This is a genomic window from Prochlorococcus sp. MIT2302 (genome assembly GCF_059772385.1).
Window position 1 is genome coordinate 1312535 of record NZ_CM186285.1, and the last position, 12560, is coordinate 1325094.

9 protein-coding genes are annotated in these 12560 nt (G+C 34.9%); 6 read left to right on the forward strand and 3 right to left on the reverse strand.

The genetic code is table 11. The features are described 5' to 3' along the window. Positions 1-38 precede the first annotated feature (38 nt). From ppk1 to AC6EI2_RS07535, 3 genes are all read left to right on the forward strand, one after another. Positions 39-2168 (forward strand): polyphosphate kinase 1, encoded by a 2130-nt coding sequence (gene ppk1, locus AC6EI2_RS07525; protein ID WP_498461731.1) that lies wholly within the window; start codon positions 39-41, stop codon positions 2166-2168. Positions 2169-2322: 154 nt separating this feature from the next. Then, positions 2323-3345: an RpoD/SigA family RNA polymerase sigma factor gene (locus AC6EI2_RS07530; RefSeq protein WP_498461732.1), complete on the forward strand. Its 1023-nt coding sequence runs from the start codon at positions 2323-2325 to the stop codon at positions 3343-3345. 3 nt (positions 3346-3348) lie between these two features. Further along, complete coding sequence (locus tag AC6EI2_RS07535; RefSeq protein ID WP_498461733.1) at positions 3349-4002, forward strand: diacylglycerol/polyprenol kinase family protein; 654 nt, start codon at positions 3349-3351, stop codon at positions 4000-4002. Between the two features lie 12 nt (positions 4003-4014). On the opposite strand, the gene AC6EI2_RS07540 is transcribed toward AC6EI2_RS07535, so the two are convergent. Continuing rightward, entirely contained in the window at positions 4015-5085 is a 1071-nt protein-coding gene (locus AC6EI2_RS07540; protein ID WP_498461734.1) for a 3-deoxy-7-phosphoheptulonate synthase, read from the reverse strand. Between the two features lie 153 nt (positions 5086-5238). Between AC6EI2_RS07540 and acnB the strand changes: the two genes are divergently transcribed. Next, positions 5239-7839, forward strand: a complete 2601-nt coding sequence (gene acnB / locus AC6EI2_RS07545; RefSeq protein ID WP_498461735.1) for a bifunctional aconitate hydratase 2/2-methylisocitrate dehydratase — start codon at positions 5239-5241, stop codon at positions 7837-7839. Between the two features lie 10 nt (positions 7840-7849). Further along, positions 7850-9211 (forward strand): ClC family H(+)/Cl(-) exchange transporter, encoded by a 1362-nt coding sequence (locus AC6EI2_RS07550; protein ID WP_498461736.1) that lies wholly within the window; start codon positions 7850-7852, stop codon positions 9209-9211. An 18-nt stretch (positions 9212-9229) separates the two neighbouring features. Here AC6EI2_RS07550 and AC6EI2_RS07555 read toward each other — a convergent pair whose 3' ends face one another. Together AC6EI2_RS07555 and purU are read right to left on the reverse strand one after the other, a co-directional pair. Next, positions 9230-10510 (reverse strand): O-antigen ligase family protein, encoded by a 1281-nt coding sequence (locus AC6EI2_RS07555; RefSeq protein ID WP_498461737.1) that lies wholly within the window; start codon positions 10508-10510, stop codon positions 9230-9232. A 6-nt stretch (positions 10511-10516) separates the two neighbouring features. After that, on the reverse strand, positions 10517-11371 hold the full coding sequence (gene purU / locus AC6EI2_RS07560; protein ID WP_498461738.1) for a formyltetrahydrofolate deformylase: 855 nt from the start codon (positions 11369-11371) through the stop codon (positions 10517-10519). A gap of 74 nt (positions 11372-11445) precedes the next feature. On the opposite strand from purU, the gene AC6EI2_RS07565 reads away from it, so the two are divergent. Beyond that, the gene (locus AC6EI2_RS07565; RefSeq protein ID WP_498461739.1) at positions 11446-12558 is read left to right on the forward strand and encodes an NAD(P)/FAD-dependent oxidoreductase; all 1113 of its coding nucleotides are present in this window, start codon (positions 11446-11448) and stop codon (positions 12556-12558) included. Positions 12559-12560 lie beyond the last annotated feature (2 nt).

Consider the following 12560-nt stretch of genomic DNA (forward strand, 5'->3'; position numbering starts at 1 on the left):
AAAATAACAGCTAAAAATAGAATAAACCTGTTGAATATATGACTAGTCTAAAAATCAATAATGAAAATTATATAAATCGTGAACTGAGTTGGATTGATTTTAATAAACGTGTTTTAGAACTTGCGATGGATGAAGAAACGCCATTACTAGAAAAAATTAAATTCAGTTCAATCTTTAGCAATAATTTAGATGAGTTTTTTATGGTTAGAGTTGCTTCGTTAAAATCACAAGTAGAAGGTGGAATCTCAAAAAAAAGCCAAGACGGAAAATCTCCTGAAGAACAACTTTTTGAAATTCGTAACTATTTAGACCCTATTTTAAAGACACAACAATATAAAACAAAACAATATATAAAAGAAGATTTTAAAAAAAATAATATATTTGTGCTTGAATACAATGAATTAAATAAAAGGCAAAAGGCTTGGATAGATAATTATTTTACAACTGCAATTTTTCCGATCTTAACTCCCTTGGCAGTTGACCCCTCTCATCCATTCCCGTTTATAAGTAATCTTAGTTTAAATTTAGCTGCAATTATCATCGATAGTGAATTAGATAAAGAACAATTTACGCGCATTAAAATTCCTAGGGAGAGTATTTCTAGATTTATAAGTATTCCAATTGAACTTCATGATAATGAATCAACAAAATACACAGGAATTGCCATTGAAGAAATCATTGCAAATAACCTATCCATGCTTTTCCCTGGAATGGGTGTTAAAGAATATTCGTTCTTTCGCGTTACGAGAGACGCAGATCTAGAGCTGCGCGACATTGAAGCTGATGATTTAATGAGCGCGCTGGAAGAAGGTTTACGCAAGCGTCGCAAAGGAGGTGAAGTTGTGAGGCTAGAAGTCTCCACAAATACGCCAACACTTATTCTTGATCTTTTACAAGAAGGGATGAATATTGACAAGGAAAATTTATATCAAATTGAGGGATTCTTAGCATTAGATGAATTAATAGAATTAACAACTTTCAATCTTCCTAAATTAAAATTTAAAGAGCATCAAGGGATTACTCATAATTCACTCAAACATAGTCAGTTGCGAGAACAAGAAGAATTAGACACTAGAAAGAAAAGTAATTTTAAAAGTATATTCTCAATCATTCGCCGTAACGATTTACTAGTTCATCACCCATACAATCTTTTCTCGACATCAGTCGAAGAGTTTATAAATCAAGCTGCGGAAGATAATCAAGTCATGGGAATCAAAATGACTTTGTATAGAATTTCCAAAGACTCTTTAATTATTGATGCACTAATAAGAGCTGCTGAGAAAGGAAAGCAAGTCATGGCTCTCGTTGAACTAAAAGCAAGGTTTGATGAAGATAATAATATCCAATGGGCAAAACAATTAGAGCAAGCTGGAGTTCATGTTGTCTATGGAGTTATTGGACTAAAAACTCATACAAAAATCGCTTTGATCATCAGAAAAGAAAAAAACAGATTACGAACATACTTTCATATTGGAACTGGGAATTATAATTCAAAAACTTCTAAAACATATACAGATTTTGGCTTGCTGTCTTGTCAACCGGAGCTTGGTCAAGATCTCATTGAGCTATTTAATTATCTGACTGGATTTGCTAAACAACAATCCTACAGAAAATTATTAGTTGCACCGGTAACTCTTAGAAATGGAATAGAAAAACTAATCGAAAGAGAAATCAATCATGCAAAAAATGGCTTACCGGCGAGGATAATCGCCAAAATGAATTCCCTGGTAGATCCAGATATTATAAAACTTCTTTACGTAGCATCTCAAGAAGGAGTCAAAATTGAACTTATCATTAGGGGTATGTGTTGCCTATATCCCCAGAAGAAAGGGTTAAGCGAAAACATATCAGTAATAAGCATTATTGGTAGATATTTAGAGCATTCAAGAGTCTTCTGGTTTAACAACGATGGAGATGCAGAGGTATTTATTGGCAGTGCAGATTGGATGAGGCGTAATTTAGATCGAAGAGTTGAAGCAGTTACACCTATTGAAGACAATAAAATTAAAAGAGAAATTAAACATTTATTAGATTCTTATTTAGAAGCAAATCAAGACTCTTGGAATATGCAAAGTGATGGTAGCTACGCCAAAAATCAAATTTTGAATGACAAGAAAAAATATATTCAAGAAAAAATTATTAAGCTATACAAAAAAGAAGAAACTTAAAAATTTCAAAGGTTTTCGAAAAATATTTAATCTATTTTTTGGATGCGCTTTATACCTAATTAGGCAAAAAGTCATAAATTTTTCGTTTCAATTAGTCAACTTCTCCTTATAAGTGCTACCTTTTTAATAAATCTAATTTCAAGAGGCCAGGGTGATGGGGATCCCGCTGGAATCTGCCAAGGAGGTTTCTGACGTTTCATCAGAGAATCCTAATTCGGCAAGCAAAAATCAAAAACTATCTACATCAACTGTTAGTAGTCAAAAATCTCGAAGTTCTAGAAGGCAAAGAAATCGTCTAGCAACTGATGCAATAGGTTTCTATCTCACAAGTATTGGAAGAGTCCCACTTCTGACTCCTGCAGAAGAAATTGAACTTGCTCATCATGTTCAACAAATGAAAGATTTGTTGAACCTTCCCGTTGAACAACGCACTACCCGTCAAAAGTACAAAATAAAAATGGGTAAGCGGGCAAGAGATCGCATGATGGCTGCAAATCTGAGACTCGTTGTAAGTGTTGCAAAAAAATATCAAAATCAAGGTTTAGAGTTACTTGATTTAGTTCAAGAAGGTGCAATTGGATTAGAAAGAGCTGTTGATAAATTTGATCCTGCAATGGGTTATAAATTCTCAACCTATGCATACTGGTGGATAAGACAAGGTATGACTCGTGCAATTGATAACAGTGCTAGAACTATTCGACTACCAATTCATATCAGCGAAAAACTCTCAAAAATGCGCCGTATATCGCGTGAATTATCTCATCGATTTGGTAGGCAGCCAAATCGACTTGAGCTAGCAAACGCAATGGGAATCGAACCTCAAGACTTAGAAGATCTTGTGTCGCAAAGCGCGCCATGTGCGTCTCTTGATGCTCATGCTAGAGGCGAAGAGGATCGTAGTACTCTAGGTGAATTAATTCCCGACCCAAATTCTGATGAGCCCATGGAAGGGATGGATAGAAGTATTCAAAAAGAACACCTTGGAGGATGGTTATCTCAATTAAATGAAAGAGAGCAAAAAATAATGAGACTTCGCTTTGGCCTTGATGGAGAAGAGCCACTTACTCTTGCTGAAATTGGAAGACAAATCAATGTGTCTAGAGAGCGTGTAAGACAACTTGAAGCAAAAGCAATTTTAAAATTAAGAGTAATGACTACTCGTCAAAACGCTGCCTAACCATTGCCTATTCAAATAGCTATTTTTGTTATTGCGTTATGGATAATTATAATTTTATTGATTGCATATTTATGTAAAAGATTTTTTCCTAAAAAAGAAGAATTAAGTAGAAAAATTATTCATATTGGAACTGGGCCAGTCATTCTTTTAGCCTGGTTATTTGATATTCCAAAAAATATAGCTTTCCTCACTGCATTATTAATCACAATAGCCTTAGGTATTAATTACCAATATCGTTTATTACCAGCTATTGAGGATATCGACAGAAAAAGTTTTGGAACAGTTGCATATGGTATCAGCATTACACTATTGATGTTACTGTTCTGGCCTCGCTATGCATCTTCTATTTCCATTGGGGTACTATCAATGGCTTTTGGCGATGGATTAGCAGGTTTAATCGGTAGATCTATTAACTCTCCAAAATGGTCAATACTTGGTCAAACAAAATCGATTATCGGAACATTAACCATGGGAACAGTAGTAGCTATAACGACATCAATTATTTTTTCACTGAATAATTTAGGCATCCAGCCTTTAGAAATAGTAGTCATTTCGCTAATAGCAACTTTTTTAGAACAAATAAGTCCTTGGGGTATTGATAATTTAACTGTTCCTATTGGAGTAACTTGTATAGGGATATGGTTCATAGGAATATAAAAAACACCAAATTTATTTGACTGATTCAGCTAATTCCTCTAATAAAACCTCAGTTGTGGAAAAGTTTATGCATGCATCAGTAACACTTTGTCCATAAGTAAGTTTTGACAAATCTGGATTTAATTTCTGATTACCCTCAACGAGATGACTTTCAATCATTACGCCCATTACATTCTTTGATCCAGCTTTTAATTGTGATGCAACATCACGTAAAACTTCTGATTGTCTACGAAAGTCTTTATTTGAATTGCCATGACTACAATCAACCATCACTCTTCCAGGCATCTTAGATTTTGTCAATTCCTCTACAATTAAATTAATTGCCTCAAGATGATAATTAGTTCCATTTTTACCACCTCTTAGAACAAGATGACCATCTGGATTGCCTGTTGTGCTCACGATCGAAGCGTGACCATCATTATTAATTCCTAAAAAATGATGAGGTTTTGAAGCCGCTTGCATTGCATTAATCGCTATTGTTGCTGTCCCATCGGTACCATTCTTGTAACCAACTGGCATTGATAATCCAGAGGCCATTTCACGATGAGTCTGACTCTCTGTCGTTCTTGCTCCGATAGCAGTCCAACTAATTAAATCAGCAATATATTGAGGAACAACTGGATCAAGTAATTCTGTTGCTGCAGGCATTCCTTTTTTGGCTAAATCAAGCAATAAACCTCTTGCTTTTCTCAAGCCAGTATTAATATCATAAGAATCATCAAGATGGGGATCATTAATAAGTCCTTTCCAACCAACAGTTGTTCGAGGTTTCTCAAAATAAACACGCATGACAATTTCTAACTTCTGCTTATATTTTTCCCTTAATGGAACTAAACGATTTGCATATTCAATAGCCGCATCAACATCATGAACGGAGCATGGTCCAACAATCACCAAAATTCTATGATCAATACCATTAAGAATTGATTGAATCTTTTTGCGAGTAATAGAAACTATTTCAGAGGCAGCCTTATCCAAAGGCAAATCTCTATGCAGTAATGCTGGTGACATTAATGGACGAGTCTCGACCACGTTAAGGTCAGAGGTGCTATCCACCATTGAAAAATATGATGAGGTGGACATTTAAAGCGTGATCATAGATATAAGATTAGAGAAGTATCAGTCATAGGGGGGTAATAAGTTGCATTATCTGAATGATTGTTCAAGAAACATGCAGTTGTGAACAATGAAAACAAGAGGCTATCACTCAAATACATTCTTTATTGAGATTTAACAATGCTAAAAAATTATTTATCACATGTTGCAGAAAGAGAAGCATTAGGGATCCCTCCGCTTCCTTTAGATGCAAAACAGACTCAGGCTTTAACAGAGTTATTAGAAAAGCCAGACAAAGAAATCGATCACAACTTCTTACTTGATCTTCTTACTAATCGAATTCCCCCGGGAGTTGATCAAGCCTCTTATGTCAAAGCCACATGGCTTAGTTCAATTGCTCAAGAAGAATCCAAAAGTCCATTAGTAAGTCCTTTAAAAGCAACTGAACTTTTAGGTACGATGATTGGTGGATATAATGTAGCTGCATTAATTGAAATACTCAAATCTAATAATAAAGAATTAGCAGCTTCAGCATGTGATGGATTAAGTAATACTCTTTTAGTTTATGATGCTTTAAACGACATTTATGAATTAGCAAAAAAAAATATTTATGCAAAAAAAGTTATAAATAGCTGGTCGAATGGAGAATGGTTCACTAATAAACAACCTTTAGCTGAAGAAATAACTGTCACAGTATTTAAAGTTGAAGGAGAAACGAACACAGACGACCTCTCTCCCGCGACTCATGCCACGACCAGACCGGATATTCCTTTACATGCCCTAGCAATGCTTGAAACTCGTGATCCAAATGGTTTAAACACTATTAAAAAATTAAAGAAGAAAGGGCATGCTATTGCATATGTTGGCGATGTGGTTGGAACAGGAAGCTCACGAAAATCAGCAATAAACTCAGTCCTTTGGCATACAGGACAAAACATACCCTTCGTACCAAACAAACGAGGGGGTGGGGTTGTAATAGGAGGCAAAATTGCTCCAATTTTTTTCAATACTGCTGAAGATTCAGGTGCACTTCCAATTGAATGTGATGTAAGCAAATTCAATACAGGAGATGTCATCACTATTTTTCCTTACAAAGGCGAAGTTAGAAAAAATCAGGATGAAACAAATGGAGGGGAACTTTTATCAAAATTTGATTTAAAACCACAAACCATTACTGATGAAGTGAGAGCAGGTGGGCGTATTCCTTTAATGATTGGAAGAGCTCTAACAGACAAAGTTAGAGCAAAATTAAAACTTTCTCCCTCCAGTCTTTTTATTCGTCCTGGCCAGCCAGCTGCATCAAAGCATGGGTTTACACAAGCTCAAAAAATGGTTGGAAAAGCTTGCGGTTTAGCGGGTGTACTCCCTGGCGCAAGTTGTGAACCAATAATGACAACAGTTGGTAGTCAAGATACTACTGGTCCAATGACTAGAGATGAAATGAAAGAATTAGCATGTTTAGGATTTTCTGCTGATTTAGTTATGCAGAGTTTTTGTCATACCGCTGCATATCCCAAACCCGTTGATATCAAAACTCAAAAAGAACTCCCTGATTTTTTTGCTGAGAGAGGAGGAATAGCATTAAAACCCGGTGATGGAATTATCCATAGTTGGCTAAATAGGATGCTTTTACCGGACACAGTTGGGACAGGTGGCGATAGTCATACTCGATTCCCATTAGGAATTTCATTTCCAGGAGGTTCTGGAGTCGTCGCATTTGCTGCAGCAATTGGTTCTATGCCAATAGATATGCCGGAGTCAGTTCTTGTTCGTTTTAAAGGGTCTTTACAAACTGGCGTGACTTTAAGAGATGTAGTTAATGCCATTCCATGGATGGCGATACAAGAAGGTCTTCTGACCGTGGAAAAAGCGAACAAAGTTAATGTATTTAATGGAAAAATATTAGAAATTGAAGGTCTACCGAATCTAAAATTAGAACAAGCCTTTGAGTTAACGGATGCAAGTGCAGAAAGATCTTGTGCTGGATGTACTATTCAACTCTCTGAATCAACAATCAGTGAATATTTAAATAGCAATATTGTTTTACTGAAAAATATGATTGCCAGAGGATATAAAGACGCAAGAACGATAAATAGAAGGATTAAAGACATGGAAGATTGGTTGAAAAAACCATATTTACTATCAGCCGACTCAAATGCTCAATACTCAGAAATCATCGATATAAACTTGAATGAACTCAAAGAACCTGTTTTAGCATGTCCTAATGATCCCGATAACGTCAAACTTTTAAGCGAAGTCGCAGACACTCCCATTCAAGAAGTTTTTATTGGTTCATGCATGACAAATATTGGGCATTATCGAGCTGCTGCAAAAATTCTTGAAGGTGAAGGAAAGATATCAGCACGATTATGGGTATGTCCGCCAACAAGAATGGACGAAGAAATTCTAAAAAAAGAAGGATACTACGAGATATTTGAAAAAGCTGGAAGCAGAATGGAAATGCCTGGTTGTTCTCTATGTATGGGCAATCAAGCTCGTGTAGAAGATAATGCAACTGTTTTCTCAACAAGTACAAGGAATTTCAACAACAGATTAGGAAAAGGAGCTCAGGTGTTCCTAGGAAGTGCCGAACTGGCTGCAGTTTGCGCATTATTAGGTCATATCCCAAGCACAGATGAATATCTTGAAATAGCTTCCAAAAAAGTTTCTCCTTTAACTGACGAAATATACAGATACTTAAACTTTAATGAAATACCAAACTTTGTCGATGACGGTCGTGTAATAACAAAAGAAGAAGAGGCATCCATTTTAAAAACATAAATTGAGTTAAATGATCAAAAGTAAAAGTCAAAATCCAATACCAAAAAAATCAACTCAAAGTATCAAAAGACTTCTTCAGAAGAAATGGCTAAATGTAATTCTTGCTCTAATTCTTACAGGGTTGGGAGCGGCGTTAACTGGAATATTATTTAAAACTGGAATCCATGCGTTAGAAAATTATCGATCAAATCTTCTTGGATATTTACCTAGATGGATAGTTTTACCAATTTTAGGAGGATTAGGAGGATTAATCGCTGGATCAATCATTCAAAATTTTGCCCCTGCTGCTAAAGGAGCAGGAGTAAGTCACATCATTGCGTTTCTTCGCCATAAGCCAGTCCCTATGGGATTAAGAGTTGGTGTTGTAAAACTATTTACTGGAATAATTGCTATCGGCAGTGGATTCCCACTAGGACCAGAAGGCCCAGCAGTACAAATGGGAGGATCTGTCGCCTGGAAAATGGCCAAATGGCTAAAAGCCCCTATTTCATTTCGAAGAGTCATAGTTGCAGCTGGAGGAGGAGCTGGAATTGCTGCTATTTTTAGCGCACCTATTGGAGGCTTTATCTATGCAATTGAGGAACTTCTAAATTCAGCCAGACCGGTAGTTCTCTTACTTGTAGTAATAACAACATTCTGGGCCGATAGTTGCGCTGATATTTTGCAAGCGATTGGACTAGATCAAAAAGCTGGTGGATTCATTAATAATTTAGGTTTTCAATTAGAAAGAGCTTATACACCAGTAATCAAATTCTTTCCGATAGATTTTTTATACCTAATATTTTTAGGAGTTTTACTTGGATTCCTTGCAGAAATGTATTGCCAATACGTTTTAAGAATGCAACTACTAGGAAACAAATGGTTTAAAAATAAAACTGTTCAAAGAATGTGCTTATCTGGATTATTACTTGGCTCAATGTATTCAATACTTCCAGAAAGTTTTCATAATATCGAAGGATTACAAAAAATTATTGTTAATGAAAGTAATAGTTTTATGCTTGCAATAAGCATATTTTTAGTTTTATTTTTTGCGTCTGGTTTAGCAGCTGCCTCTGGGGCGCCAGGTGGTTTGTTTTATCCAATGCTCACCCTAGGAGGATCAATAGGATTGGCCAGTGGCATAGTATTAGAAACATTAACGGGGCATGTGCCAACAACTTTTATTTTTGCAGGAATGGGCGGATTCGTAGCTGGATGCTCAAGAACCCCCTTAACAGCAATGTTTTTAGCTTTCGCATTAACTAAAAATCTTTTAATACTCAAGCCATTATTAATTACATGTATAGCTAGCTTTTTAACTGCCAGAATATTTAATGAACATTCAATTTATGAAAGACAGATTACAATTGAACAAGAAGAGTTGATAAAGTAGTTTTCAAATTCTCTTTAATCAAATATTAAAGTTTCTAGAATTATAGATCATACATCTAAGGCCTATCAACAATATCCAACCTAAGATGTTTATACGGCTATCAAATAATGGGATATCTGTCGCATGAAAACAAATAAGGATTAAAGTAGAAGTCCACCAAGCTCGATCAACTATTATATTCTCTTTTGAATTTAATCTATTAAATATTCTATAAAAACCTGAAAATATTAATAAGCTAAAAACGAATATATTAATCAAAAAAGAGACTAAAATGCCATGACTAATTGCTAATTCTAAAGGCAAGTTATGGGAATGACCATGAAATAAACCTGTTCTCAGAGGATAAATAATTGAAAAAGCTGCTGCTCCCCAACCTAACCATGGCTTTTCAAAAATTAAATTAACGGCAACTTTCCATTGGCCAATACGTGTTGCTTCAAAAGTTCTAGTGTCTACAAACTGCATATCATTTAATCTCATCCAAATAGAATCAGCAACAATACTTCTTGCAAATTGTTGAATTCCAAAATCAAAAACAGGTAAAACCGCAATTATCACTGGAATAACACATATGAGCATTAATGGGATTAACCAACTCCATGATGCAGAACCAAAAACCAATGGCAGACCTAAAACGATTGCACCCCACGCGTTTCGTGAATCTGTCAAAATCATTGATGAAACAAAAGCAACTAAAAATAGACAGGGAACAACTCGATTTTTTCCACAAATGAAAGGATGCAGAACGGAAGCTAAGCATAATGGCCATACACCCGCTAACCATGCAGCATTGATATTTGCATAGTCAAACAATCCAGACAATCTTCCTAATGGCTCTCCTCCAGGAGATATATACCAAATTATTAAACCATCAAAAATCTGCCAAGGCCCCTCCCATCCAAACCATAACTGACCAAAGCCAGTGATCAAAACAGGTAAACTTCCCCATACAAGACAAGAAGCGCATTTTATTCTTCTTTCAGGGGTCAACAAATATGGTTGCAAACCCCAAAAAAACCAAAAAAATGGCAACCAATTAAAAAGACCAAGCCAAGCTAGCCAACCGGTAGAAGAACGAAAACAACCAATTATCATCAAAAAAGATACAAACACTAGCGGATAATTCCAATATTCCCTCCAATAGAAATCTCTTCTTTTTAGAGATTCATCAAAAAGAGCTACAAGCAAAAACACATAAGAAAGTAATGCACTAGAAGGCAAGCAAAAAACGCCTAACTGAAAACAACTCCAGCCAATATTGTCTGAAAAATTATTTTTTTTAATTAAAGAAAACACCATTATTAATCATGTAAAAACAGCCGTTCTCCCTTTATAAACAATAACTTGTCGTCTTAAATGTAATCTTAAAGCTCTTGCTAATGCGACTCGCTCTAGATCTCGACCCTTTCTTATTAAATCTGTTACTTCATCGCGGTGACTCACATTAGATATAGTCTGTTCAATTATGGGACCAGCATCTAGGTCCTCAGTAACATAATGGGCTGTTGCGCCAATTAATTTTACTCCTCTTTCCCAAGCCTGATGATATGGTTGAGCACCTTTAAAAGCAGGAAGAAAAGAATGGTGAATATTGATGAAATGGGGAAACTTCTCTAAGAATGAACTACTTAAAATCTGCATATATTTAGCCAAAACTCCTAAATCAATTTTATATTCATTTAGCAAATCTAAAATCTTACTTTCTGAATCCGCTTTATTATTTTTATCTACTTTTATAAGCTTAAAAGGAATTGAAAAACTTGCGCAAAGTTCTTCCAAATCCGAATGATTCGAGATAACCAAAGGGATATTCATACATAATTCACCTTCCTTAACTCTCCATAAAAGATCAACCAAGCAGTGACTCTGCTTACTAACAAATATTGCAACATTGGGAAAATCTTCAGAGAAACTCAATACGGCTTTTCCATTCAACCTCTGCTCAAGCAAAATTACTTCAGAATTTATTTCATTTTTATCAAGCATAAATCCTTCTAAATCCCACTCTATACGACTGAGAAACAATTTTGCGTCTGAATCTGTGTGGTGATCAGCATGTCTAATATTCCCATTTTTACTTGCTATCCAAGTTGACAAATCACTTACAAGTCCGGGCTTATCAGGACAAATGAACTGCAAGATAACTGTTTTAATGCTCACTAAAGCGATATCCTTAAACTATTCTCTTTTTTAGACCACTCATTGAAAATTAACAAGCCAATTTCATAACATCTATGCAAACGAACAGCCAAAAAACAGACATAAAGCAAACCGAAATTTCAATTATTGGTTGTGGAATAGCAGGAATTACTACTGCATTTTATCTAGGAAAAAAAGGTTATAAAGTAAATTTAATCGACCCAATTGTAAATTCAAAGATAAATAATTTAAATCCTAAAAATGGAACGCAAGCTAGTTTAGGTGTTCTAATGGGAAATATCTACAAAAAATCAAAAGGAAGAGCTTTCTCACTACGCAATAAGAGTATGAAGTTATGGAAAGAATGGCTTACTGAAATAAACTATTCTGGGTTTAATTTAATACTAGAAAAACCATTAATTAAATTAGCAAGTTCTGAAAAAGAATATCAATCTATGATTCAAATAATAAAGAATAAAAAAGAATTTAAATTTGAACTTTTAGATAAAAATTCTTTAGATTTTTGGAATTCTACATTTGAGACAAAGTTAATAGGAGGAGTAATATCCTATGAGGATGGTCGATTAAATCCCATAGAATTACTAAAAGTATTAACGCATAGTCTTGATCAAATCAAAATAAATAAAATAGAAAATACTGTTGTTCAAATAAGTAAAAATAATAAATTATATGAAAAAAGATGGAATATTAAGTTAGGAAATAATAAATATATTAATCAAGATTTTGTAGTACTTTGCTCAGCATTAAATACTCAAAAACTACTAGCGCCATTAGGTTATAAAATATCTTTAGAGCCGATTTTAGGACAAGTTGTTGAATTAGAATTAGAAGATAACGCTATTAATTGGAAAAATTGGCCTGGAATATTAAATTATCAATCTATAAACTTTATACACAATAAAACTAATCATCTACTCATGGGAGCAACCGTGGAGCGTGGCATCAGTCCAAGCCAACTTGAAAAACAACTAATGTTTAAAATAAACAATACTGCTCCCAAATGGATCAGAAATGCAAGAATCAGCAATGAATGGAATGGAATAAGAGCTAGACCAACAAACGAGCCTAGTCCATTAATAAAAGAACTAGAGACTGGATTATTAATTAATACAGGACATTACAGAAACGGTATTTTGTTAGCTCCTGCATGCGCTGAATGGATTGGCCTTAAAATAGAGAACCAATAAAT